Source organism: Phaeobacter cretensis (assembly GCF_047372505.1).
Taxonomy (GTDB): Bacteria; Pseudomonadota; Alphaproteobacteria; order Rhodobacterales; family Rhodobacteraceae; genus Phaeobacter; species Phaeobacter cretensis.
The window spans coordinates 3,718,476-3,742,914 of the sequence record NZ_JBKBEU010000001.1; the positions used below are offsets into that span (position 1 = coordinate 3,718,476).

Genomic DNA, 24,439 nt, shown 5'->3' on the forward strand with positions numbered 1-24,439 from the left:
GAAAGGAATTGCCCAATGAAACTCTTTACCACGGCTCCGCCCTCTGTCCGTTCCAGCGCTGGGAGCTATCTGAGCAAAATAGCCGATATCGCCCGCTGGCACGAAGATGCAGGGGTCGAGGGCATGCTGATCTACACAGATAACTCGCTGATGGATCCCTGGACCGTTGCTCAGGCCACAATCGAACGCACGTCTCGTTTTGTGCCATTGGTGGCAACACAGCCGCTTTATATGCATCCGCTGGCAGCGGCGCGCAAAATCTCGTCTCTTGGGTTCCTTTACGGGCGCAAACTGGCGCTGAACATGGTTGCAGGCGGATTTGTGCGCGATCTCAAACAACTTGGCGATCAGGCAGAGCATGATCCGCGCTATGACCGTTTGACAGAATATAGTCAGATCGTAATGGCCTTGCTGCACGGTGAAACTGTGACACTGGCCGGAGAATATTATCAGGTCGAGGGGTTGCGGTTGGAGCCCGCACTTGACCCGGCGCTGATGCCGGATCTCTTTGTATCAGGCATGTCACCGGCCTGTCAGGCCACGGCCGCAACGCTGGGTGCCACAAGACTGAGCTATACCAAGCCGCGTGAGCAGCTGGATCAGGCAGCCGTTGCGGGTAAGAATCTTGGCGTACGTTTTGGCGTGATTGCCCGCCCACGCAGTGAAGACGCATGGGACGAAGCGCGCGGGCGCTTCCCGGCAGACAGACGCGGCCAGCTGGCTCACCGCATGGCGCAGGCCACGTCGGACTCGATCTGGCATCAGCAGATTTCAGCCGTGGCCGAAGAATTGGAAGATGCCAGATCCGGAGCCTATTGGTTGTTCCCGATCAAGAACTACAAAACCTTCTGTCCTTATCTGGTCGGCAGCTACGAAGAGGTTGCGGATTACATTCAAAGCTACATATCACTGGGCTTTGAAACATTGATCTTGGATGTGCCGCAGGGGCAGGATGATCTGGCCCACACGATGCGGGCTTTCGACCTTTGCCAGCAGCCTGCGATTTGACCGGAGGCCACATGTTCAAGCGCAAGATATTTGAACCGGAACACGAAAGCCTGGGCCACCAAGTGGCAGAATTTCTCGACTCGCAGGTGGTGCCATATCATCCTCAATGGGTGGCCGACCGGCAGGCCCCGCGACAGATCTGGCAGCAGGCGGGAGAGGCCGGATTGCTGTGCCGCACAATCCCGCAGGACTACGGCGGGCATGGCGACGATTTTCGTGGATCTGTTGTCATTATCGAAGAACTTGCCAAACGACGGCTCTGCGGGCTTCTGACCTTCCTGCAGAGCGATATCGTTGCGCCCTATCTGCACCGATTGGGGAGCGAGATACAGCGACAAGAATATCTGCCGGGCCTGTGTTCCGGGCGGCGTATAGGTGCCATCGCCCTGACTGAACCACATGGCGGCTCTGATCTCCATGCGCTGAGCTGTCAGGCAAAGCGAGAGGGGGATGAAATCGTCCTCACGGGCGAGAAAACGCATGTATCGAACGGTTCTCAGGCCGATCTCGTGATCGTGGCTGCGCGCTGTGGCGGCGCAGGTGACGCGCAATCAGCCGGCTTTGACATGGTGCTGGTGGATGCGGGCACGCCGGGCCTGACGCGCAACCGGATTGATAAAACCGGAATGCCTGCGCTGGACACCAGCCATCTACAGTTTGACGACTGCCGTGTGCCACAAGACAACCTCTTGGGTGCCAGCGGCATGGGGTTCTTCTATCTGGTGAGTTTTCTCAGTATCGAGCGCCTGGTGCTAGCGGTCTATGCGCAAGCAATGACAGAGACGCTGCTGCACGAAACGATCAAGTCATGTAACAAGCGAAAAACTGCACAGGGATCGACGCTGGATTATCAGGCAATTCAGTTCCGGCTGGCTAATCTCTACAGTGAGGCAATCGCCAATCGATCGTTTGTCGACAGCTGCATTACAGATCATCTGGCCGGACGACTGGACAATCGCAATGCCTGTATCGCCAAACTGCGCAGCACTGAGACCCTGTCTGCGTTGGCAGCGGTCAAGCTTCAGCTCTCTGGTGCCCGTGGTTTCTGCGCAGCTGGTCAAGACACTGCAACGCAGGATGTATTGGACAGTGCAATCCAAACCATCTGGGGTGGCAGTAGCGAAGTCATGCTTAATGTGGTCGGAAGCAGCCTCGCGAACGTCCTGTGAGGCTCGCCATGGCTGCGGATAGCCGTGATTTCCGGGTTCCGGTATTGCACCCGGATCATGTTCACGTTTGGCGCGGGACCATTGGTTCTGGCCAAATGCCTGACCCGGATCTGACGGTTTTGTCACAGGGTGAGCATGATCGCCTGAAGAGCATCTCCAATCCGGATGCGCGTGCTCTGTACGCTGCATCTCATGTGGCGCTTCGCCATGTTCTAGCGGCCTATCATGGTCGCCCATCGGCGTCTCTGCGCTTCAAATCTGCGGAGGGAGGCAAGCCATATCTTGTTGGCGGGCATGGTCTTTCGTTTAATCTCTCGCATTCTGGGCAGATGCTGCTGATCGCTGTAACTCGTAGTGGCGAGGTCGGCGTCGACATTGAACGGACCCGCTACAGCCGCAGGTCCGAGGCGGTTGCCCGACGTTTCTTCGCGCCCGAAGAATATGCCGGATTGGCGCAGTGTCCGGTTTCTCTGAAGTCACAGCACTTCGCCCAGATTTGGGCACTGAAAGAGGCCTATATCAAGGCTACAGGCCGGGGGCTTGCGCTACCATTGCGTTCGTTTGCACTCCGATACGCCGGAGAAAAAGCCGAGTTAATCCGCACCGAGACTGGCAACCTGGATGATTGGACATTGGCCGCTTGGACACCTGTATCGGGATATCGGGCCGCCGTTGCTGTTCAACGTCGCGGTGCTCAGATCCACCAGTTTGATCTTTCAGAAGCAAATATCCTTTGTTCTGCAGGTTCTCTTTCCTGAAAACCGCATTCTGTCCGTCCTTAATCCCCATTCAGGACGCGCGCGATTGAACCCTAAGGCAGATTGATCTCGTCCTCTGGTGACATCCGGTGATTTCATGCCGCGTTTCAGACCCAGAGAGATAGCTCGCATCAATCGGTCGCGGCATGAACCCCCGCGACCCGTCAGGAGAACCAAGAGGTATCCCATGACCGTCCATCGTTTTCGCCCCCCGTTTCTGTCACATCTCACGCGCCTTGTTGCCATTGCGTTGGCTGCATTGAGTTTTGGCAGTGGCCCCGTCGCCGCTAAAAATGTCCCGATCCCGGAGTTTGCATCCCCGATCACCGCGGTCTGGCTGATTGGTGAAGAAACCACTCTGAAACTGAGCAATGGCAAAGGCGCGGCTCAGGCTTTGGAAATTTCTACCGGAACCAGTGTCGGATGTGGTCTGGATGCCAGAGTGGAGCATCGCGGCGATATCCTGGAAATCCATCTGACGCGCTCCGGGCTTGAAAGCAGCTGGTGGTGCGAACCGGAGCTTCATATCGCGATGCCACCGGAACTGGGCCTCAAGGTTGAGGTGACCAAACTGGTAGCGGACATTAACGGGGCCTTTGGCGCTGTTGATATCGCCTCGGAGAACTCGGTTGTGAATTTTACCGGCGATGCGGAACATTTCAAATTGACCGGTGCAAAGGCGATTTCTCGCCTAGAGTTCGGGCCGGCTACGAAACGTGAGAACGTTGATGTTAAAGTGCCGTTGAACCTGTCGCATGTATCCTTCCGCACCGAGTAATACGCCTGCATAACGTTTCTGCGCGCAGCATGCTGTTCAGGCTCTGAGGGCTTGGACAGCATACAACGTGGGGACATCCAAACCGGAACACCTAAAACTGAGAAACGGAATTGTGCAGCGGGATCACAACCTGTTATAGGTGTTTGATAAATTGAATACACTTGTGGGTGGTTTTGCCGCTCATGAGTGAAATACACTGACGTAGGGTATGAAGATAGTGCGACTAAGGCGCAGAAAAACTGGGGCTGCCACGAGGTTCCCCAATTCCATCGTGTCGAGATGCAAGAAAATCCGCACGAGCCTGCTGCCGTCGCGGCAGACATCAACCAGAGTGAGGCTTGCAGGTCTGAGGTCTTCACAGATGGCTTTGATCCCCAACGACGACCGTTTGCACGCGCTTCGATGTCACATTCAAACATCCCAGACGCCGTATATGGTAATGACACAGTCATTTCATCTGACGGCGGCATGATATGGTGGGGAAGGAAGACGCAGCTGGCGGCGGATGCCTCGGAATGATGCAATTCGGCTGTAGTAAGTAGGGCACTTAACTAATGATTTTCATACCGATCGAATTCATGTTCGCGGCGCAGATGATGTTTCTGTTTATCTATGTCGTTAGAAATGATGACACGACGAATAAGAATAAACCGTTTCTGTTGCTGATCCTACTGAGCTCTGTTCAATCTTTTCTTCTTGGACTGCGCTGGGGATATGATGTCGAGGCCACATCCTACCTCGTGCCGATCCTTGCAACGCTAGTACCCGCCTTGGTTTACGCTGGGGTATTGAACGTTGTTGAGCGTGATCGCTGGCCGATGGCCCAGAGGTTGGCAGTGTATTATTTCCCGACCGTATTGGTGGTCGGGCTTACGTTATTCTGGCGCGAGGCCGTTGATATCGTAGTGGTCATTACCTTCCTGTCCTATGCTGTCGTTATTTTGCGTCTGCTGTTACCCGGTACAGATGCCTTGCGGGTTACGCCGCTGGACGGCGCAGATTCCACCTATCGGGCGATATTCTTCGCCGCCTTGTCGTTGCTGTCCTTTGCTCTCATCGACACTATTTTGTTCCTGAGCTTTCTCTGGGAACATGTTGAGCACGTCCCGTCTGTTATCCTGTTTGCCAACTTCGCGGCGCTTGTAATGTTGGGGCTCGCGGCGACCCTTGCCAGCAACAGCAAGAGCCCGCCGGAATCGGCTCAACCGCGCCGTATAGACGAAGAAGAGCTGAGCGGGTCCGCAACCATCCAACGGATTGAGGAGCTGATGAACGATGACAACGTCTATCGTGACGCCAATCTAAATCTGGAACGACTGGCGCGGAAGGCGCTGATCCCATCCCGTCAGATCTCGCAGGCAATCAACCGCTCGGCCGGAATGAACGTGTCGCAATATGTCAATGGATATCGCATCGCTGAGGCCTGCGATCTGCTGCAAGAGACCCGCCGCTCGGTAACGGACATTATGTTCGACGTCGGTTTTCAGACAAAGTCCAATTTCAATCGGGAGTTCAGACGCGTCACAGGCATGACTCCACAAGCGTGGCGCAGCAAATACACGCAGGATTGCGTCGAGGGGCAGCCCACCACAATGCCCAGCCACGCGTCGTAGGAAGAGGGCGTACCCCAAGAAGTGCCTCAGTACTTGAAAGGGGGCACTTCAGACGTGATGCGGAGCGTTACGGTCTCTCTGCCTAAATACGTTTCATACTTAAAGGCCGATACAGCAGCGGTGCTTGTTCCAGATGGTTTGGCAGGGGAGGGAGGAAGTGCAGGTTTCTGTTGCCAGGTACCTGCGAACCCCGCCTTACACGGCTAGGCGCAAGGACTTAAGTTTCGGCGACATTAACAGCTTACGCTGCTACTGCCATTGCCGGAGCACGATTGTCATTTGCAATTGTACAAGTTTCGCCGGTAACGGTGGCAGACAGCCGAGACAAAGCTAACCCCTTTAGACGTTCGTCGATCCTGTTTCGACCCCATGATCCCCAAATGAAGGATGTTTGGTGGAGTCGCCGGGTACCGCCCCCGGGTCCGATCCGCTTATTACGAGCGCGTTTATGTCCATATTTCCCGAAGGAACATGTACAATATAGGGGCAGGCGCGGCGGAGTTAAAGGGGAAATGGCCCATTGTTGCCGGGTATTTCTATAGGTGCGGCGTAGGCTCGGATTTTGCAAAAGCTCAGATAGCTCAGTCTTTTGCCGCGCGTAGTGCATGTGGCGTACGACGCGCAAAGACCGCAGAGGCCAATGTCCGGGTTTCCTCCTCCAGCTCAGTCAGGCCCAGGCTGATGGCCGGTGCGTCGCGTGCTTCGGTTGCGTCGGCAATGGCCTTGTGCAGGTTCACCATCCGGGCACGATCCCTTGCGGTAAAGGTGATCATATTCATCAAGGGCTGCATTGCCTCCACGGCACCGGCCAGTTGATAGGACAAGACCGGATTACCCGCGGCATCGACCAATGCGCGGTGAAACATTACGTCCGAGTCACAAAACGCCTCATCCGTCAGGCCGGACTGGTTCTGGCGAAAGACCTCGGAGCGCATGACGGCCAGCTGATCGGCGCTTCGGCGTTCTGCAGCAAGGGGCGCACAGGCCCGTTCGAGCGCGTAGCGGGCCTCGCAGGCAGTATCAAAACTCACCGCATTCATGCTCAGCAGGAGGGTCGAGGTGGTCACCTGTTGAGCATAAGCGTCCTGATAGCTCAGCTTGTTGACAAAGGCGCCACCGGTCGCCCCGCGCTGGGTGCGGATCAGGGATTGTGCTGCCAGACGCTTGAGCGCTTCGCGGACGGTGGGGCGGGAAACTTCAAATTGTTCTGCCAGTTCGGCTTCGGATGGCAAGCGTTCATTGACGATCAATCTGCCTTCAACAATGCCGTCGCGAATTGCGTTTGCGATCTGGGCCGAGAGGTTGGCCGGGCTGTTTGGGTCGATCTTCATAAGCAGTCCTTGGTCTTTGGCATCGGCGGTTTAGAGCATTCTTGCGAGGAAAGCAAAAATCATTTGTCTTACATTTAAAGGTCTGACATTTAAATCCATGACAATTGAAACCGGAAACGGGCGAGTCGAGGAAGGCCGATGGGATCTGCGGCACTGTTCGGAGGCGCGTTGCACCAGCCGGTTTTTTGGGAGGAGCAAGGCCTGTGGCTACAGGTCTTGAGTCAAAGAGAGGAAAAATAGCCATGGCATTGATCTCACCTTCGCGGCGTTTGCGTCGTACTGCCTTCTCGGAAGGCGTCGAAGCACAGGGCGTTAAGGCCTACACGGTCTATAATCGGATGCTATTGCCGACCGTATTTGAAAGCATTGAAGCGGATTATCATCACCTGAAAAACAATGTGCAGATCTGGGATGTATCCTGTGAACGTCAGGTCGAGCTGAGGGGGCCGGATGCCGCCAAGCTGATGCAAATGCTGACGCCCCGCGATCTGCGTGCCATGATGGTGGGGCAATGTTATTATGTGCCGATTGTCGACGAGACAGGCGGCATGCTGAATGATCCGGTCGCTGTGAAACTGGCTGAGGACCGTTGGTGGATATCCATTGCTGACAGCGACTTGTTGTATTGGGTCAAAGGTGTTGCCAATGGCTGGCGACTGGATGTCCTCGTTGACGAACCCGATGTGTCGCCATTGGCAATTCAGGGACCAAAAGCCGACGATCTTGTCGAGCGGGTATTTGGGGAATCCATCCGCAATATCAAGTTCTTCCGCTACGGTGTGTATCAATTTGAAGGCCGTGATCTGGTCGTTGCGCGGTCTGGTTACTCAAAACAGGGCGGGTTCGAGATCTACGTCGAGGGCAGCGACATTTGTATGCCGCTGTGGAACCGTCTTTTTGAGGCAGGTGAAGACCTGAATGTGCGGGCAGGCTGTCCCAATCTGATTGAAAGGATCGAAGGTGGCTTGCTGAGCTACGGTAATGATATGACCGACGACAATACGCCACATGAATGTGGGCTGGGTCGGTTCTGCAATACCCACACCGCCATTGGCTGTATTGGCCGTGACGCATTGCTACGGGTGGCCAATGAAGGGCCGGTGAAGCAGATCCGCGCGATCGAAATTGGCGGTGATGCGGTGCCCGGATGTGATCGGGTCTGGCCCGTGTTTGCAGGCGGCAAACGGGTCGGCCATCTAACATCGGCGGCATGGTCGCCGGAGTTCAAGACCAACGTTGCGATTGGCATGGTGCGTATGACCCATTGGGACGCGGGCACTAAGCTGGAGGTAGAGACACCGGATGGCATGCGCCCGGCGTTGGTGAAAGACAAATTCTGGATCTGAGGGAAAGACGAAAATGTTCAAGGCTTTACTGCTAACCAAAGACGAAGAAACGGGGCTGGCCTCTGCTGCCATCACCGAGCTGGATGATGATCAGCTGCCTGCAGGCGATGTTACTGTGGCCGTGGAATACTCGACAGTGAACTACAAAGATGGCCTGTGCCTCAGCCCGAAGGGCGGTGGCCTGGTGCGCAATTATCCCCATGTCGGGGGTATCGATTTTGCGGGCACCGTCGAGAGCTCGAATGACGACCGCTATAAGGCGGGGGACAAGGTGGTGTTGACGGGTTGGCGCGTCGGCGAAACCTATTGGGGCGGCTACGCGCAAAAGGCTCGAGTCAAAGCCGATTGGCTGGTTCCCTTGCCGGAAGCATTGACGCCTGCGCAATCCATGGCAGTTGGTACGGCCGGCTTCACGGCCATGCTGGCGGTGATGGCGTTGGAAGATCATGGTCTAAAACCAGATCAGGGCCCGGTGCTCGTGACAGGTGCGGCGGGCGGTGTCGGATCCGTTGCAACCGCCATCCTGTCAAACATGGGCTACGAGGTTGCGGCAGTGACCGGGCGGCCGGAAACAGCCGACTATCTGACCGGATTGGGCGCGACCCAGATTGTTCCGCGCGAAGATCTGAACGAGACCGTGAAGCGTCCGCTGGAAAGTGAGAACTGGGCTGGCTGTATTGATGCCGTCGGTGGCGATATGCTTGCGCGTGTCCTTGGCCAGATGAAATACGGCGCTTCAGTAGCAGCAGTTGGTCTTGCAGGCGGTGCGGGTCTGCCCGCCACTGTGATCCCCTTCCTGTTGCGCGGCGTGAACCTCCTTGGCATCGATAGTGTGATGCAGCCATATGAAAATCGCTTGCGGGCTTGGCAGCGGGTGGCCACAGATCTGCCGATGGACAAGCTGGAAGCGATGGTCAAACCTGCCACCCTTTCCGACCTGCCGCAGCTCGGGGCCGATATCCTGAAGGGGCAGGTGCAAGGCCGCGTTGTTGTAGACGTAAACGCCTGATCTTGCGCGGCCTTATAGGGCCCTCGGGATATCTGATTGATACGTAACACGCGCGGACGGGTTCGTATTGAAAAGCCAAGAGAAACGCCCCGATGAGTGTTCGGGGCGTTTTCCGTTTTATGAAGCGGCCTCATAAAAACCAACTGAATTTCCATCGGGATCCTTGGCGTAGAAGAAACGTCCAGCTGGCAGTGGCACCGGCTCAGACACCACTTGGCCGCCCGCAGCCGTCACCCGCTCCATAGTTACCTCAAGCGTGCCTTCGGCGGCTAGATGCAGGGTGGGGCCAACGCCGTCGGGAGCAGGGGTTCCGGGATAGATGCTCAGCGCAATACCATTTGCGCGATCCAGGGGGTGAAACACCAGCATCGGATTTGGCCCATCCGTGACCAATTCCAGATCGGCGCCTGTAACCTGCTGATAAAATTTGGTTGCGCCATCCATATCGGTGACCGGGATTTCACCCCAGACCAGAAAATCCTTGGGAGTATACGCCATCATTTGCTTCCTTTCATGCTGATGTAAGGCCTAGCTACCGGCCTCTAATGACAGAATGTGTCATCAGGCAGCTGCGCTTACAGCGCTTGACCTTGCCCGCCATCCTCGGCACTTCTTTTGAGACAGAAAAAGGAGAGACCATGGCCCTCGATATCGACTTTGTCCGCAGCCAGTTCCCGGCATTTGCAGCAGCGAATTTGCAAGGTCAGGCATTTTTCGAGAATGCAGGTGGCTCTTACACCTGTCAGCCTGTCATCGACCGGCTCACCCGGTTCTACACTGAGCGCAAGGTTCAGCCTTATGCGCCTTATGAGGCGTCAATTCTGGCTGGGGCCGAAATGGACGAGGCTCGGCACCGGCTCTCCAAGATCCTTGGTGTTGACCAAGATGAGCTGAGCTTTGGGCCGTCCACAACTCAGAACACCTATGTGCTGGCGCAGGCCTTCGGCCAATTCCTGTCGCCGGGCGAGGCGATAATTGTCACAAATCAGGACCACGAGGCCAACACCGGCCCCTGGCGGCGTCTTGCGGATGCCGGGATTGATGTTCGTGAATGGCAGATCAACTCGCAAACCGGCCATCTGGATCCTGCCGATCTGGAGAACCTATTGGATGAAACGGTCCGGCTGGTCTGTTTTCCTCATTGTTCCAATGTGGTGGGGGAGTTGAACCCGGTGATCGAAATCACCGCACTTGCCCATGCAGCGGGTGCTTTTGTTTGTGTCGATGGCGTATCCTACGCCCCGCACGGGCTGCCCAATGTGGGTGAGTTGGGCCCCGATATCTATCTGTTCTCAGCCTATAAGACCTACGGCCCGCATCAGGGTCTGATGGTAATGCGTCGCGCGTTGGGAGAACTCTTGCCCAATCAGGGGCATTTCTTCAACGGTGATAGCCTCTATAAACGCTTCACTCCGGCAGGGCCGGATCACGCGCAGGTTGCGGCCTGTGCAGGTATGGCTGACTACATCGCCGCACTGGCGCACCATCATGGTGGCCCGCTGACGGAAGGAGCCGCGCAGGGTGCCTTCGTCCATGATTTGATGCGCGCTCATGAGGTCGAGCTGTTGCAACCGCTTCTGGATATGGTGAAGGATCGCAATGATCTGCGGTTGATCGGGCCCTCGGATGCCGGCAATCGCGCACCAACAGTGGCCGTGGCGCTGAACCGCCCAGGTGAAGGCGTTGCCGCTGAGTTGGCAGAACATGGTGTCATGGCCGGTGGCGGTGATTTCTACGCTCTACGCGCGCTGAATGCGATGGGTGTATCGACGAGTGATGGGGTGCTGCGGCTGAGTTTTACCCACTACACATCGAAAAAGGAGATGACACAGTTGATGGAGGCCCTAGATCACGTGTTGTGAAAATACATGTGAAACAAGGGTTTTGATCATCCATGACTGAACACACCCCGTCGCAGGCTCCAATCATCTGGTGGCTACGGCGCGATTTGCGTCTTGTCGATAACCCTGCCTTGGCGGCAGCCGTTGCGACTGGTGACCCGGTGATCCCGGTTTTTATATTCGATACCCTGGACGAGGGCCTGGGCGCGGCACCAAGGTTCCGGCTGGGTCTGGGGCTTGCGCATCTGGCCAGGCGGCTAGAGCAGATGGGGTCTCGTCTTATCCTGCGGCGTGGTCCGGCACAGGATGTGCTGGCAAACCTGATCACCGAGTGCAACGCACAAGCCGTGCATTGGACCCGCGCCTATGACCCGGACGCCATCGTCCGCGACATCGGCATAAAAAACTCGTTGAAAGAGCAGGGGATCACGGCCAGATCCTTTGGCGGCAACCTGTTGTTTGAACCCTGGACCGTCGAGACCAAGACCGGTGGTATGTACCGGGTCTATTCGCCGTACTGGAAAGCGGTACGCGACCGAGATGTCGAAGACCAGATTGCCCCACCGGCCAAGGTCCCGAAGCCGCGGCAGTGGCCTGTCTCCGATGATCTGGACAGCTGGCAGTTGGCGTCGGCCATGCGACGTGGCGCCGATATAGTGGCGCAATACTGCCGGGTTGGAGAGGAAGCTGCGCAGGCTCGGCTGGACGAATTTCTCCATAACCGAGTGGCTGACTACAAGGTAGCACGTGATTTTCCTGCCATCGATGCCACGTCTGGCCTGTCAGAAAACCTCGCCTGGGGTGAAATCAGCCCGCGCCGTATGTGGCATCATGGGCTTGAGGCACAGCGTGCGGGCAAACCCGGCGCTGAAACCTTCCTTAAGGAGGTTGTCTGGCGCGAATTTGCCTATCATCTGATGTTCCACACTCCACATATTTTGACCCAAAACTGGCGACCAGAGTGGGAAAGCTTCAACTGGTCGGAGCGCGACGATGAGGCCGTCGACGCGTGGCGGAGGGGCCAGACTGGCTATAACTTCGTCGATGCTGCCATGCGCGAGATGTATGTGACCGGAAAAATGCACAACCGCGCCCGGATGATTGTCGCCAGTTTTCTGACCAAACACATGCTAACACACTGGCGTGTAGGCCAGAAATGGTTTGAACAATGTCTGGTGGATTGGGATCCGGCCTCCAACGCAATGGGCTGGCAATGGGTCGCGGGCTCAGGCCCTGATGCGTCGCCCTTCTTCCGGATTTTTAATCCCGACGGGCAGCTGGATAAATTCGATGCCAAAGGCAGTTATCAATCCGCATGGATTGCCGAGGGTCAGCCAAACCCACCACAGACAGCGTTAGATTTCTACGCGGCTATTCCTGAATCCTGGGAGCTGTTGGCAGGCAATGCCAGGGCTGTGCCTTTCCTTGATCTGAAGGGCGGCCGCGCCCGCGCGCTGGAGGCCTATGGTCAGCGTGAACTGGCGGACGGCTGACAGATCCCTTGCCAGAAACGTCTGCTTTGGCCTAGCCTTTTGGGCGGGAACGTCGTGGGGAGGGGTGAATGGCGCTCACACAGACCAAAGGACAGGCCGATCTGCCGAGGTATTTCGCGGCGATTTTTGACCAGTTGCAGGCGCTTGAAGTCGGGCAGCTTGATATCCATTTGCCCGACGGGCGGGTGTTTCGCATTGAAAGTGGTGTGCCGGGTCCCGTGGCGGATCTGCGCATACACAATCCTGATTGCTTTGCGCGATTGATCCGCGAGGGCGATCTGGGGTTTTCCGACGCCTATCTCGATGGCTGGTGGAGCACGTCGGATCTGCAGGCCTTTATGGATCTGGTGCATATGGGGTCGGAAACTGTGTATGACGGCTTTCCGGGACGCGGGCTGATCCGCGCCTACGAACAATTCCGTTTCTGGTTACAGCGTAATCATCGTGCCCAGGCCAAGGCAAACATTTCCTATCACTATGACCTTGGAAATGCCTTCTATGGGCTATGGCTGGACGATACGATGACCTATTCCAGCGCTTTGTTCGACACAGGTCAGGAAAGCCTGGAAACCGCGCAGACCGCGAAATACGCGTCCATGGTGGATCAGATGGGCGTGAGGCCCGGTGATCACGTGCTCGAAGTCGGCTGCGGCTGGGGCGGCTTCGCGGAATATGCGGCGCGTGAACGGGGATTGCGGGTCACTGGTCTTACCATCAGTGATGAGCAGTTGAAGTATGCTCGCAAACGTATTGAAAAAGCAGGCATTTCAGATCAGGTTGAGCTGCGGATGCAGGACTACCGCGACTGCGATGGAACTTTTGATGGGATCGCCTCCATCGAGATGTTTGAGGCGGTGGGTGAAAAATATTGGCCTGCCTATTTCAAGATGATCCACGACCGGCTGCGCCCCGGTGGGCAGGCCACGCTGCAGATTATTACTGTCGCTGACAGGCGCTGGACGGTCTATAAACGCGGCGTCGACTTTATCCAGAAACATATCTTTCCGGGCGGAATGCTACCTGCGCCAATGGTATTGCAGGCCCAGGTGGAAGACGCCGGGCTACAGGTCATGAAATCGCTCGAATTCGGTGATAGCTATGATCAGACATTGCGACGCTGGCATGCTACATTCAACAATCGCTGGGATGAGATTTCAGCTATGGGGTTTGATGATCGGTTCAGGAAGATGTGGAACTTTTATCTCACCTCCTGCGCCGCCGCGTTCAAAGCTGAAACCTGTGACGTGACCCAAATCACGCTTGCTCATCGTTGATCGGAAGTCCGGATTATGCCCACAGCCGCCCGTTTGATTGCCGCCCTCAGCATGAGCTTTGTTGGTCTGGCCGTATCGTTTCTAATCATGCCGTTGATGCCCGAAGGCACTGCCTTTGGCTACTTTGTTTATGTAAATGCAGGGCTTGGCGCGGCCGTCGGCTGGGTCTGGGTGGGCCGCCATGTCGGTCGCGGCTTAGTCAACGCCGTCAACAATGGCCTGACGGGCGCAGCACTTCTCGTACTTTGGGGGCTCTTTCTCCAGGGAGCATGGGAGATGTTCCGCCTTGCCATGCGCAACCGCTACGATGACCCGTTTGAAGCGCTTTCAGCGATTTTTGTGATTGGATTGGATTTCTTTTTCGTGATGGCGGTGCCACATGTATTTCTGGCGCTGATCATTGGCGGCATTTTCTCCGGCCTTATGACCGAGAACGCTGCCAAACGCTGGCGCTGAAACGACATATTTCCAATAGGATACCGACCTTGGTTGATCTTTTTGTCTATGGCACGCTACGCCATGTACCGTTGCTTGAACTTGTGTTGGGAGCGCAAGGCGCAGCGTTGGACGTAATACCTGCGCACCTTCCGGATCACGGCGCCTTTACGGTGGTGAACCAGCCTTTTCCAGCAATTGAAGCACGTAGCGGTCATAGCGCTCAGGGGCTTTTGCTGCGTGGCCTGACACAGGACGATATGGATGCGCTGAATTTCTACGAAGGTGGTTTTGACTACGCCCTGCAGAGGGTTGAGGTGCAGCTAGATGCAGGCGGCCATGCCGCGGCGGATGTCTATTTCCCGGAACCCGGGCTCTGGGAAACTGGCGACCCCTGGGACTTGACCGAATGGGTGCATCAGTGGGGCGCATTGTCACTGCGCGCCGCAGAAGAGGTTATGGCCTATCGCGGGCGTCTGACTGCGGCTGAGGTTGCCGAGCGGTTTCGCCCGATCCGGGTTCGCGCCGCGGCGTGGCTGGCAGCACGGAGCCAGACCGGAGATCCGGATCATGATCTTGACCGCGATGTCGTGGTCCATAATCACAAACGTGCCTACCTGAACTTCTTCGCGATGGAAGAGATGGACCTGCAGTTCCGCCGCTACGATGGCAGCCTGAGCCCGGTGGTGAACAGGGGCGTTGCATTGGTGGGGCGCGCGGCTGTTGTCTTGCCCTATGATCCGCGCCGGGATGCCGTGCTGCTTATCGAACAATTTCGCGCCGCCACCTATATCGCGGGCAATCAGCGCCCGTGGATGTGGGAGCCACCAGCGGGGCTAGTTGACCCCGGTGAAACTGCAGAACAGGCCGCCCGGCGCGAAGCGATGGAGGAGGCGGGGCTAAAGGTTACGCACTTGGAAACCGTGGCGCAGGTCTACCCATCCAGCGGGGCTTCGGGTGAGTTTTTGCATGTGTATGTAGGCATTTGCGACTTTGACGACATCACCGGTGGCGGCGGTCTGGAAAGCGAAGATGAAGATATTCGCAGCCAGATCATCTCCTATGATCACCTGATGCGGGGTATCGATGATCACTCCTATCAGGATATGCCACTTGTTACGGCATCGCTGTGGCTTTCACGGCATCGTGAGCGGTTACGGAAGACCTGATCACTGCGACCTGACAGGTCGTGATTATCTCGGCTTGTGGTTGTTCAATCCCTTGGCTACACCTCAACAGGTATGATCGAAAGGGATACCATGCGCATTGCACATGACTTGGCCGAAGCGATCGGCCACACGCCTCTGATCCGCCTCAACCGCGTTAGCGATGAAACCGGATGTGAGATTCTGGGAAAGGCCGAGTTCATGAACCCCGGCCAGTCGGTAAAAGACCGTGCCGCGCTCTACATCATCAAGGATGCTATTGCCCGGGGTGATCTGAAGCCGGGGGGCACCATCGTCGAAGGCACTGCCGGGAATACCGGCATTGGCTTGGCCTTGGTGGGGGCCTCAATGGGGTTCAAGACGGTGATCGTCATCCCCGAAACCCAGTCCGAAGAGAAAAAGGACATGTTGCGTCTGGCTGGTGCCCAGCTGGTGCAGGTGCCCGCAGCACCCTATCGCAACCCTAATAACTTCGTCCGCTATTCGGAACGTCTGGCTAAGGAACTGGCCAAGACCGAACCCAATGGCGCGATCTGGGCCAACCAGTTTGACAATGTGGCCAACCGTCGGTCCCATGTCGAAACCACGGCACCCGAAATCTGGGATCAGACCGAGGGCAAGGTTGACGGCTTTATCTGTGCGGCCGGCTCCGGCGGTACGGTTGCCGGTGTTGCGGATGTACTCCAGCCCAAAGGCGTGAAAATCGGCCTCGCCGATCCTATGGGTGCTGGGCTCTATTCCTTCTACACCACTGGTGAAATCGCAACCGAAGGCGGCTCGATAGCCGAAGGCATCGGTCAGGTGCGCATCACCAAGAACCTCGAAGGTTTCAAACCCGACTTCTGCTATCAGATCCAGGACCGCGACGCGGTGCCGTATGTGTTTGATCTCTTGCACGACGAAGGTCTGGTGTTGGGCGGTTCGTCGGCGATCAATATCGCAGGCGCGGTTCGCATGGCCAAGGATATGGGGCCAGGCAAGACCATTGTCACAGTGCTTTGTGACTATGGCACGCGCTACCAGTCGAAGCTGTTCAACCCGGAATTCCTGCGGGAAAAAGACCTGCCGGTGCCCGATTGGATGTCTCATACACCTGCCTCTATCCCAGGCGTATTTGAGGACGTATGATCGCTGTTATGCGTGGTGTACTAAACTTTCTGGCCGGGCTGGTTCTTCTGATCAGCCTGGCTTTTCCCGCTCTGGCCCAGCTCGATGAGCGCGCCAAAACTTACTATGAGGATTGGCTGCGGACTGCGGGCCGGGCCGAAAGCGTCATTGATGCCAGCCGTGCGTCCAATATCGCATTGGAGCAGCTGCGCAATGAGCTTGCTGACTTTCGTCAGACGTTTCAGACCAAGCGTAGCGAGAACGGCGAGCGTATCCTCACGCTAGAAGGGCAGCTTGAGGCTCTTGGTCCGTCTCCCACCGAGGGGGAAGAGGAACCAGAAGACATTGCCCTATTGCGCCAAGCACTGACACAGCAGCTTAATCTGTTGCGGGTGCCGCGCATTGTCGCTGAAGAAGCCTACAGCCGTGCCGATGGTCTCATCAATGAGGTCGACAATATCGTGCGTGAACGGCTGACCAAGGAGCTGTTTGAACGTGGAGCCTCACCGCTCAATCCTGAACACTGGCCCGATGCACTAGGGGATCTGACCCATGCTGGCAGTGCGATTATCAATGAAACCCTGTCACAACTGCGCAATGACACAACGCTCGAACGCATGGGCGATGCCTGGGCGGGCGTTCTTGTCCTGATACTTATTGGGCTGCTGCTGATCCTATGTGGCCGTCCATTGGCTCATCGTGCGGGTAATTTCTTACGCCGCTACGGCGCGCGGGGATCTGGGGTCTGGACCTTTGTTGTGTCGCTTCTGCAGGTGCTTCTGCCACTGCTTGGGATGATATTTCTTATTGCTGCCGTTGAGGTTACCGGCATACTCGGTGTGCGCGGCAGCATCCTGATGGATTCGGTGCTCGACTGGGCATTTATCATGCTGTGGTTTCATTGGTTGGGCGAGCGGCTATATGCCGGCCAGATCGAAAACGATCTGCTGCCAGTGCAGGAGGGGAACCAAGCCGAAACCCGCTTTCTGATAGATATGATGGCGGTCATCCTGGTGCTGCAGGATGCCATCGACATCATTCTGCAGTTTGAGAATATCCCGGACAGCAGTGCTGCTGTCTACGCGTTCCCGCTGATTGTTTGCGCGGCACTTATTCTGCTGCGCCTGCATCGCATAGGTGCCAAGCAAAGACGCGCCCAGGCCGCCGAAAATGGCGAAGAAGGCGCGATAGCAGCCGGAACCAACCGCGTCATCTCAGTGGTGCGGCGGGTGATCTATCTGCTTGGTTTTGCCGGCCCGGTATTGGCCGCTCTTGGCTATCTCAACGCGGCGGAGGCCGTAGTCTACCCCTCAATGATAACACTGGCGGTTCTGGCGGCCTTGTTCGTATTGCAGCGTTTCTTTGCTGATATCTATGGCTTTGTTACCCGCAAAGGTGCGGCCGCGCGCGACTCGCTTTTTGCAGCGCTTATCGGTTTCGCACTGGCGCTTATGTCGCTGCCACTGTTGGCGTTGGTCTGGGGCGCGCGGGTCGCTGACCTGACTGAGTTGTGGTCCAATTTTCTGGAAGGTTTCCAGGTCGGGGATACCCGCATTTCTCCCACAGCATTTCTCACCTTTGCGACAGTTTTTGCGATTGGCTATGGTCTTACCCGATTGGTTCAGGGCAGCTTGCGCAATGCGCTACTGCCCAAGACCAGTATCGACGTCGGTGGACAGAACGCCATCGTCTCGGGGATGGGCTATATCGGGGTCTTCCTCGCGGCGATTGTGGCGATTTCGATGGCGGGTCTTGACCTGTCATCACTGGCCATCGTCGCTGGTGCACTCTCAGTGGGGATCGGTTTTGGCCTGCAAACTATAGTTTCGAACTTTGTCTCCGGTATCATCCTCTTGGTTGAACGCCCAGTGTCCAAGGGCGACTGGATCGAGGTGGGGGGCCTTATGGGATACGTGCGCAACATCTCTGTGCGCTCTACCCGGATTGAGACCTTTGACCGGACTGATGTGATCGTCCCCAACTCAGACCTGATCACCGGCACTGTCACCAACTATACCCGTGGCAATACCGTGGGTCGCGTGATCGTGCCCGTGGGGGCCGCCTATGGTACCGATCCGCGCAAGGTGGAGGCCATCTTGATGGAGGTTGCAAAAGCCCATCCGATGGTGCTGATGGTCCCGTCGCCATCTGTGGTGTTTCAGGGGTTTGGCGCTGACAGTCTGGACTTTGAAATCCGCGCCATATTGCGCGATGTGAATTGGGTTCTGTCGGTCAAATCCGACATGAACTACGAGATCGCCCGACGGTTTGAAGAGGAAGGCATCGAAATTCCCTTCGCGCAACGTGACATCTGGATCCGCAACCCTGAGGCATTAGCCAAAAGCGCCAGCTCTGAGGCGGAGGCAGCAAGCGAGACGGATGAAGCCGCCGGAGGGGCAGCTTATGCGGCGCAGAACGTGGCGCAGAAGAGACAGCCCGACACCCCGGATCTGCGCGATCTCTCCAGAGATGACGACACGGACAATGCCGGTACCGATGGAGATGGCGATCGATGACTGATCAGTTGTTTTTACGAGACGCCTATGCACTGGAGGCGCCTGCACAGATCACCGAACACACCGAAGAAGGCGGGCTGGTTTTGAACCAGTCCGTCTTTTACGCAACTGGGGGTGGGCAACCGGGTGATACCGGCAGCCTTAGCTGGCAGGACGGGGCAGGGCAGCACTGCCTGCGCATTGCCAACACTGTAAAGGGGCCAGAGGGCAGGATTGTCCTGCTGCCAGCCGCTGATCAGCCGCTCTCGGGCCAGCCGCTCTTAGACCAGCAGAATGTCGAGCAGCCATGGCCTGCAGTTGACCAGGAGGTGACGCAGACCCTCGACTGGGATCGACGCTTTGGCCATATGCGTGTCCATACTGCGCTGCATCTTCTTTCGGTGGTGATCCCGCTGCCAGTCTCAGGAGGCTCCATCGGAGCCGAGAAAGGCAGACTTGATTTCAATATGCCTGAGGCACCCGCGGACAAACAGGCGCTGGAAGACGCGTTGAACGATTTGATCACCCGCGATCTGCCGGTCAGCGAGCGCTGGATTTCCGAGGAAGAATTGGATGCCAACCCCGAACTGGTGAAAACTATGTCTGTGGCCCCGCCACGTGGCAATGGCCGTATTCGCCTGGTCCGGATCGGTTCTGATGAGGAGCAGATTGATCTGCAACCCTGCGGCGGCACCCATGTTCGCAGCACCGGAGAAATTGGCCGTATCCGCCTTGGAAAGGTTGAGAAAAAGGGCAAACAGAATCGCCGCGTCTACCTGCATCTGAACGCCTGAAGACAGGCTCAAAATAAGTTTCTGCAAGAGCAATTTTTTGCTCTTTTCGCTCTTGCAATTGCCCTCACGATCCGTCAAAAGTCCGCCCAACGGAGAGGTGGCCGAGTGGTCGAAGGCGCACGCCTGGAAAGTGTGTAGGCGGGAGACCGTCTCCAGGGTTCGAATCCCTGTCTCTCCGCCATAACCATCCAACATAAGTGTCGCTTTTCCCTTTTTGATAAAGGGTTTGTATTGCGGTTTTGCGACACGGCTTTCTTCAGGGCTTTGGGGACAATCTAAAATGCTGGAGGGGTATCTGTAGCAACCCAACGCTATCATCTTGCGCATTGGCGAAGTCTACTGCTGCTCAGACCAAACTCATAAAACATCTGGGACCGGCGCTGTGTGTTCTTTTGTCTGACCCGGGCAAAAGAAATGGTGGGAAGCTGAGGCCCCCCACCACTTTGTTTTCGTCGACTGTATTTTAGTCGGTGGTGTCTTAGTCGCCTGTGTGCACGGTTTGGATACCGTTTTTCTCGCGTACGCTGTCTTTCACGATTGCTTTGACCAGTGAAACACACATCAAAACCATCACAAGCGAGAACGGCAGGGCACCAATCACCATCGCGGATTGGATCGCGCCAACACCACCTGCAATCAGCAGACCACCAACAACCAGAGACAAGGCAGCGCCCCAGAAGATGATATGCGGACGGCCAGAAGGCTTTTCCGCACCGGCTGCGTTGATGGTGTTCACAATCAGGATCGCGGAGTCAGCGGTTGTCACCAGATAGGTGAGCAACAGAACAACAACGATGACCGCCATGATCCAGGCCGCGGATGTGCCAAGGATAAAGTCGAGCATCGCGAACAGCTGGTTTTGCTGCCCGGCACCGGAGATTGCATCGCCTGCGCCACCGTTCAGCGTGAGATCAATGGCGGTCCCGCCAACAACGGTGAACCAGAAAAAGCACATCAGAGACGGAATGATAATGGCCCCAAGGATGTACTCCCGCAGAGAACGGCCGCGGGAAATACGTGCCAGAAAGACGCCAACAAAGGGGGCGAATGCGATCCACCAAGCCCAATAGAAGACGGACCAACCACCTTGCCAGCTTGCCAGCTGAGCCGCTTCGCTGCCGTCGACGCCATCCGTAGTCCAGACAGTAAAGAGCAGTTTAGGAAGCTGAATGATGTAGGATACAAATCCCTCAACCAAAGCGCCAAGGCCGAAGAACGTCGAGCCGAAAAGCAGGAAGAACGCCAGCAAAAAGAAGCTTAGCCCCATGTTGATGTTGGAGAGCCATTTGATGCCCTTGCCAACGCCGGAAAGCGCAGACAGCGTCGAGGCACCCATGATGATCAACAATGCTGTGATGACACCAGCAGTGGAGGGATCACCTGACTCTGCAACAATGAGCCAGTCCCCAAAGCCGATCCGGTGCAGGCCGGATACAAATTGCTGAACACCAAACCCAAGCGTCTGTGCCACGCCAAGGATGGTCGCAACAACCGCAACAACATCAACAATATGACCAAGTAGGCCAGACAGGCTTTCTCCAAACAGTGGTGTCAGCGCCGAGCGGATGGTCAGCGGCAGATTGCGGCGGTAGGAGAAATAGGCCAGCGACAGACCGACGACCGCATAGCACGCCCAGGCCGCGAAACCCCAATGCAGGAACGACCAGACGTAAGCATTTGTGACATTGTCCGCTGAAGACCCCGTCGCCTCGCCCATGATCACATTTGGATTGGTCGCAAAGTGATACATCGGCTCGGCAGTCGCGAAGGTGAGCATGCCGATGCCGATACCAGCACCGAACATCATTGAGAACCAAGAGAAGTTTGAAAACTCTGGCGTGTCACCTTCCTGACCGAGTTTGAGACGACCCGTGCTGGGGATCAGCGCCAGCGCCACACACAGGATTAGGAAAAGGGCGGCAACATAAATGTACCAGCTGGAGAATGTGCCCAGCAGAGTGTTGTTCAAATCGCCCAGAATAGTTGCGGCTGTTTCTGGAACAGCGATGGCCCAGACGATTAGCGTGGCGACCAGAATTTTAGATGTAATCGCGACGTTTTTGCTGAAACCAGCATAAAATCCGTGATCGGCGGTTTCGATGGTTAGGTCCATCAATGGTGGTTTATTGGCCATGTTTCCTCCTGAATGGCTGCTAGATGCTGGACGCCAAAGGTCCTCCCACGCGGTGCAGTATCACGTGTCCCTTCTTCTTACGGCGTCTGGTAGTGGTGGTTTAATCTTGATTGTCAAACCGTGAGCTAGTTAAAAAAACCACCTATCCCATTTTTGGGTTAGGTGGCCAGTCTGGTTAGCTGGGGAGATACTCTTCACTCCAGGATTCACGAAGGTTCCCGGACTTTATCATAGCCTCGATGGCACTGTCTGCGTAGCCCAGGTCCTTGAGAACCGCACGCGTTGAGGTGCCGAATTTCTCGGCGGGTGTAACGGCGGTGATCTTTCCTCGGGTGGAACGTACCGCGTAGGGGTCGAGCTGAATGACCTCATGCCCGCTTGGGTGATCTGGATAATTTGAGAACGAATAACTGCCATTGGCGGTTCCCGGCTCGCCGTCGGCATCGCGCAAATTCACCGCCCTCAATGAGTCTAGGTTTTCACAAATCACCGCACCGATGTCGGCCGCTTGCAATCGCGAAATCCACTCAGATGCAGGCTGAGAAACAAAGGTATATGCCAAAAAGGCCGCGCGCTCTTCTTCTGGAAGATCAGGCAGGGCCTCGAGACCTTCAACATTGCGGAATAGTGGCAGATCAGATTCATAGGCGCTGAGCAGAATGTGGCGCGACGCTGTGCTGTAGAAACGCGTGAGAGAGTCGTATCCGCTAGCCTCAGGTCCAGATGGCTCTTCAAACAGGCCACGCCCTCTGTAATCAAAGGCAAACGGCGCTTGCAGCAATCCGCTGTTGGCAGCCAGCGATGTTCTGCCCCGACCAATGCGACCAAAGCGGTGCTTTTGATAGAGGGCTGCAGCTACGCCCAAGGCGCCGCCAAATCCGCACATGACATCAATTGTGCCAACATGCGCATGCTCTTCGGGGCGATCCATTGCGCCGCCGAAGCGCAGCATAATACCCGTTGTTGCCTGCACGAGGTCATCATAACCGATGTAGTCGGTTCTGGTGCCGCGACGCACGCCACTGAAACAGTCTAACTTGCAGAACAGCGCGTCGGGATTGAGTTTGCGCAGGCTATCCGCGTCCAGACCAACCTTTTTGATCTGGTTGTCAGGTGCATTCCAGACAATGATGTCAACCGATTTGATCAAATCCTCAAACACCTGACGGCCGTGACGCGAGGTGATGTCTGCCAGAATAGAGCGCTTTCCGCGCATCTGAGACATGCCATAGATGACGGTATTCCAACTGTCGTACATCGGCTCAGCTGGTTCCAGTTTGATGACCTCGGCTCCAAATCGCGCAAGATAGCTGGCGGAATGCGGCCCGGCGATTACGTTGCACAGGTCAAGCACCCGCACACCAGACAGCCAGCCCTCTTGAGCAGACTGTTCCGAGGGGTCAGGAATCTCAGTCCGGATCTTTTTGAGGATCTTTAAAGCTTCGTCAAACTCGACCCAACGGCGCGGATCCGGCTGCAAGGCCTCTTCGCCGCTCTCTTCCATCCAGACCACGGGTCCGGGCTGGGTCATCTCGCCATAGATCGGATCCCAGACATCGATCATCAGGCCCGATGTCTCCGCGTATTCATCATGGAGCCATTCCTGCAACCAACGTTGTGGCGCACCGGGGATCAGCCCGCGACCAAACATCTTTTTCCACTCATGCGAGGTGCGGGTCATAAAGACCTCTTTCATCCGTGCAGAGATCTTGTCGGCCCAGTCCTTTGGCATCGGATAAACACCAAGGGAGGTTTCATGCTCCCATTCTGACCATGGTTTATAGGTGTTTTCCTCGGAGGTCAGACCATCTTCGATCAACTCATCGTATATGCCGAGGACTTCGAGACAGCGACGCGCGTGGTTTTTGTGGCTCGGGCAGACAACATAGAACATCCGCCCGTCCTTGCACATATAGCTGCGAAAGAACGGATCCATCAGCTCTTGCAGGTCTTCGTAGCTGACATTCATCGGCAGACCTTCGACGCGCCGACGCTCAATCTCAACTTCACGCTGCGTCAGATACCGCTCCGGCATGCCATCAACTTTGATCGAGTTGTAGCACAGGCCTTCCATGACAGCAGCCGCCAGCGGAACCTCGATCTGATCGCCAAGGCCCGTCACCTGCCGGGATTGCAGTGCCAATACCGTGGCAGAGGCCGCGATCTGTGAAGCGTAGGCAGAGGCGAGGGGCAGGGGGGAGAAGGAGGGATTAAGGCCCATCAAAACACGGTTCAGACCCATATCGGTAAAGACGCCGGAACTTGCGGCAACGATGCTTTCATAGGCCCGCAGTTCGCGCCGCTCTTCATCGTTTGACGCAAAGCCCGGGATCGAGATCGTGATCAGCTCGGGACGTTCCTCACACATGGCAGCAAAATCAAACCCAAGCTTGGCGAACTTCCCGGGACGGAAGTTCTCAACGATGATGTCAGCCTCCGCACAAAGCGCACGCGCCTTCTCCAGCCCTTCCTCGGACTTCAGATCGAGGTTCACGATCACCTTGTTACGATTGAGCGTGGCATTGGCCGGGTTATCCCACATGGCCCCTTCAATTGGGTCGATATGAACCACGGTCGCGCCCAGGTCACCCAGCAGCATTGCGACAGCGGGGCCCGCGATAAATTGCCCGAAATCAACGACTTTTACGCCGGTAAGTGGCAGCTTGGAAAAAGAGTTTCGCATGAAAC

General features: G+C 56.3%; 19 protein-coding genes, 1 tRNA gene and 1 other RNA gene. 16 read left to right on the forward strand and 5 right to left on the reverse strand.

What is annotated here, in order from left to right; all coding sequences use genetic code 11:
* The first annotated feature begins 15 nt into the window (after positions 1-15).
* The 5 genes from ACEWZM_RS17630 (at position 16) to ACEWZM_RS17650 (ending at position 5,326) form a co-directional block, all read left to right on the forward strand.
* Positions 16-1,008 (forward strand): LLM class flavin-dependent oxidoreductase, encoded by a 993-nt coding sequence (locus ACEWZM_RS17630; protein WP_414007683.1) that lies wholly within the window; start codon positions 16-18, stop codon positions 1,006-1,008.
* A gap of 11 nt (positions 1,009-1,019) precedes the next feature.
* Positions 1,020-2,177: an acyl-CoA dehydrogenase family protein gene (locus ACEWZM_RS17635; RefSeq protein ID WP_414007684.1), complete on the forward strand. Its 1,158-nt coding sequence runs from the start codon at positions 1,020-1,022 to the stop codon at positions 2,175-2,177.
* 8 nt (positions 2,178-2,185) lie between these two features.
* Entirely contained in the window at positions 2,186-2,935 is a 750-nt protein-coding gene (locus ACEWZM_RS17640; RefSeq protein ID WP_414007685.1) for a 4'-phosphopantetheinyl transferase family protein, read from the forward strand.
* 187 nt (positions 2,936-3,122) lie between these two features.
* Complete coding sequence (locus tag ACEWZM_RS17645) at positions 3,123-3,713, forward strand: hypothetical protein (protein WP_414007686.1); 591 nt, start codon at positions 3,123-3,125, stop codon at positions 3,711-3,713.
* Positions 3,714-4,267: 554 nt separating this feature from the next.
* Positions 4,268-5,326, forward strand: coding sequence for a helix-turn-helix domain-containing protein (locus ACEWZM_RS17650; protein WP_414007687.1), 1,059 nt, complete (start codon positions 4,268-4,270; stop codon positions 5,324-5,326).
* A 156-nt stretch (positions 5,327-5,482) separates the two neighbouring features.
* Here ACEWZM_RS17650 and ssrA read toward each other — a convergent pair.
* Positions 5,483-5,836, reverse strand: a transfer-messenger RNA (tmRNA) gene (gene ssrA / locus ACEWZM_RS17655).
* A gap of 71 nt (positions 5,837-5,907) precedes the next feature.
* On the reverse strand, positions 5,908-6,657 hold the full coding sequence (locus ACEWZM_RS17660; RefSeq protein ID WP_414007688.1) for a FadR/GntR family transcriptional regulator: 750 nt from the start codon (positions 6,655-6,657) through the stop codon (positions 5,908-5,910).
* Between the two features lie 242 nt (positions 6,658-6,899).
* On the opposite strand from ACEWZM_RS17660, the gene ACEWZM_RS17665 reads away from it, so the two are divergent.
* Both ACEWZM_RS17665 and acuI read left to right on the forward strand, forming a co-directional pair.
* Entirely contained in the window at positions 6,900-8,003 is a 1,104-nt protein-coding gene (locus ACEWZM_RS17665) for a dimethylsulfoniopropionate demethylase (RefSeq protein ID WP_414007689.1), read from the forward strand.
* A gap of 13 nt (positions 8,004-8,016) precedes the next feature.
* On the forward strand, positions 8,017-9,012 hold the full coding sequence (acuI, locus tag ACEWZM_RS17670; RefSeq protein WP_414007690.1) for an acryloyl-CoA reductase: 996 nt from the start codon (positions 8,017-8,019) through the stop codon (positions 9,010-9,012).
* A 117-nt stretch (positions 9,013-9,129) separates the two neighbouring features.
* Here acuI and ACEWZM_RS17675 read toward each other — a convergent pair whose 3' ends face one another.
* Positions 9,130-9,513: a VOC family protein gene (locus ACEWZM_RS17675; protein ID WP_414007691.1), complete on the reverse strand. Its 384-nt coding sequence runs from the start codon at positions 9,511-9,513 to the stop codon at positions 9,130-9,132.
* Positions 9,514-9,650: 137 nt separating this feature from the next.
* Between ACEWZM_RS17675 and ACEWZM_RS17680 the strand changes: the two genes are divergently transcribed.
* From ACEWZM_RS17680 to ACEWZM_RS17720, 9 genes are all read left to right on the forward strand, one after another.
* Positions 9,651-10,874 (forward strand): aminotransferase class V-fold PLP-dependent enzyme, encoded by a 1,224-nt coding sequence (locus ACEWZM_RS17680; protein ID WP_414007692.1) that lies wholly within the window; start codon positions 9,651-9,653, stop codon positions 10,872-10,874.
* 32 nt (positions 10,875-10,906) lie between these two features.
* Positions 10,907-12,346: a cryptochrome/photolyase family protein gene (locus tag ACEWZM_RS17685; protein ID WP_414007693.1), complete on the forward strand. Its 1,440-nt coding sequence runs from the start codon at positions 10,907-10,909 to the stop codon at positions 12,344-12,346.
* 68 nt (positions 12,347-12,414) lie between these two features.
* On the forward strand, positions 12,415-13,620 hold the full coding sequence (locus ACEWZM_RS17690; RefSeq protein WP_414007694.1) for a class I SAM-dependent methyltransferase: 1,206 nt from the start codon (positions 12,415-12,417) through the stop codon (positions 13,618-13,620).
* Between the two features lie 15 nt (positions 13,621-13,635).
* Positions 13,636-14,076, forward strand: coding sequence for a TrgA family protein (locus ACEWZM_RS17695; RefSeq protein ID WP_414007695.1), 441 nt, complete (start codon positions 13,636-13,638; stop codon positions 14,074-14,076).
* A gap of 29 nt (positions 14,077-14,105) precedes the next feature.
* The gene (locus ACEWZM_RS17700) at positions 14,106-15,224 is read left to right on the forward strand and encodes an NUDIX domain-containing protein (protein ID WP_414007696.1); all 1,119 of its coding nucleotides are present in this window, start codon (positions 14,106-14,108) and stop codon (positions 15,222-15,224) included.
* Between the two features lie 90 nt (positions 15,225-15,314).
* Positions 15,315-16,349, forward strand: a complete 1,035-nt coding sequence (locus ACEWZM_RS17705; RefSeq protein ID WP_414007697.1) for a cysteine synthase A — start codon at positions 15,315-15,317, stop codon at positions 16,347-16,349.
* Positions 16,346-18,844 (forward strand): DUF3772 domain-containing protein, encoded by a 2,499-nt coding sequence (locus tag ACEWZM_RS17710; protein ID WP_414007698.1) that lies wholly within the window; start codon positions 16,346-16,348, stop codon positions 18,842-18,844. The genes ACEWZM_RS17705 and ACEWZM_RS17710 overlap by 4 nt, the downstream gene beginning before the upstream one ends.
* Entirely contained in the window at positions 18,841-19,617 is a 777-nt protein-coding gene (locus ACEWZM_RS17715; RefSeq protein WP_414007699.1) for an alanyl-tRNA editing protein, read from the forward strand. Before ACEWZM_RS17710 ends, ACEWZM_RS17715 begins: the two co-directional genes overlap by 4 nt.
* A 91-nt stretch (positions 19,618-19,708) precedes the next feature.
* Positions 19,709-19,798 (forward strand) — tRNA-Ser (locus tag ACEWZM_RS17720).
* A gap of 297 nt (positions 19,799-20,095) precedes the next feature.
* Here the strand turns inward: ACEWZM_RS17720 and ACEWZM_RS17725 are convergent.
* Together ACEWZM_RS17725 and ACEWZM_RS17730 are read right to left on the reverse strand one after the other, a co-directional pair.
* The gene (locus ACEWZM_RS17725; RefSeq protein WP_414007700.1) at positions 20,096-21,751 is read right to left on the reverse strand and encodes a BCCT family transporter; all 1,656 of its coding nucleotides are present in this window, start codon (positions 21,749-21,751) and stop codon (positions 20,096-20,098) included.
* Positions 21,752-21,926: 175 nt separating this feature from the next.
* Entirely contained in the window at positions 21,927-24,434 is a 2,508-nt protein-coding gene (locus ACEWZM_RS17730) for a CoA transferase (RefSeq protein WP_414007701.1), read from the reverse strand.
* Between the last annotated feature and the right edge of the window lie 5 nt (positions 24,435-24,439).

What these genes read in the sequence shown, in the direction of transcription:
- ACEWZM_RS17660 (WP_414007688.1), bottom strand. Translation starts at nt 6,657, where the DNA reads ATGAAGATCGACCCAAACAGCCCGGCCAACCTCTCGGCCCAGATCGCA.
- ACEWZM_RS17715 (WP_414007699.1), top strand. Translation starts at nt 18,841, where the DNA reads ATGACTGATCAGTTGTTTTTACGAGACGCCTATGCACTGGAGGCGCCT.
- ACEWZM_RS17680 (WP_414007692.1), top strand. Translation starts at nt 9,651, where the DNA reads ATGGCCCTCGATATCGACTTTGTCCGCAGCCAGTTCCCGGCATTTGCA.
- ACEWZM_RS17630 (WP_414007683.1), top strand. Translation starts at nt 16, where the DNA reads ATGAAACTCTTTACCACGGCTCCGCCCTCTGTCCGTTCCAGCGCTGGG.
- ACEWZM_RS17685 (WP_414007693.1), top strand. Translation starts at nt 10,907, where the DNA reads ATGACTGAACACACCCCGTCGCAGGCTCCAATCATCTGGTGGCTACGG.
- ACEWZM_RS17640 (WP_414007685.1), top strand. Translation starts at nt 2,186, where the DNA reads ATGGCTGCGGATAGCCGTGATTTCCGGGTTCCGGTATTGCACCCGGAT.
- ACEWZM_RS17645 (WP_414007686.1), top strand. Translation starts at nt 3,123, where the DNA reads ATGACCGTCCATCGTTTTCGCCCCCCGTTTCTGTCACATCTCACGCGC.
- ACEWZM_RS17710 (WP_414007698.1), top strand. Translation starts at nt 16,346, where the DNA reads ATGATCGCTGTTATGCGTGGTGTACTAAACTTTCTGGCCGGGCTGGTT.
- ACEWZM_RS17635 (WP_414007684.1), top strand. Translation starts at nt 1,020, where the DNA reads ATGTTCAAGCGCAAGATATTTGAACCGGAACACGAAAGCCTGGGCCAC.
- ACEWZM_RS17650 (WP_414007687.1), top strand. Translation starts at nt 4,268, where the DNA reads ATGATTTTCATACCGATCGAATTCATGTTCGCGGCGCAGATGATGTTT.
- acuI (WP_414007690.1), top strand. Translation starts at nt 8,017, where the DNA reads ATGTTCAAGGCTTTACTGCTAACCAAAGACGAAGAAACGGGGCTGGCC.
- ACEWZM_RS17695 (WP_414007695.1), top strand. Translation starts at nt 13,636, where the DNA reads ATGCCCACAGCCGCCCGTTTGATTGCCGCCCTCAGCATGAGCTTTGTT.
- ACEWZM_RS17725 (WP_414007700.1), bottom strand. Translation starts at nt 21,751, where the DNA reads ATGGCCAATAAACCACCATTGATGGACCTAACCATCGAAACCGCCGAT.
- ACEWZM_RS17690 (WP_414007694.1), top strand. Translation starts at nt 12,415, where the DNA reads ATGGCGCTCACACAGACCAAAGGACAGGCCGATCTGCCGAGGTATTTC.
- ACEWZM_RS17665 (WP_414007689.1), top strand. Translation starts at nt 6,900, where the DNA reads ATGGCATTGATCTCACCTTCGCGGCGTTTGCGTCGTACTGCCTTCTCG.
- ACEWZM_RS17675 (WP_414007691.1), bottom strand. Translation starts at nt 9,513, where the DNA reads ATGATGGCGTATACTCCCAAGGATTTTCTGGTCTGGGGTGAAATCCCG.
- ACEWZM_RS17730 (WP_414007701.1), bottom strand. Translation starts at nt 24,434, where the DNA reads ATGCGAAACTCTTTTTCCAAGCTGCCACTTACCGGCGTAAAAGTCGTT.
- ACEWZM_RS17705 (WP_414007697.1), top strand. Translation starts at nt 15,315, where the DNA reads ATGCGCATTGCACATGACTTGGCCGAAGCGATCGGCCACACGCCTCTG.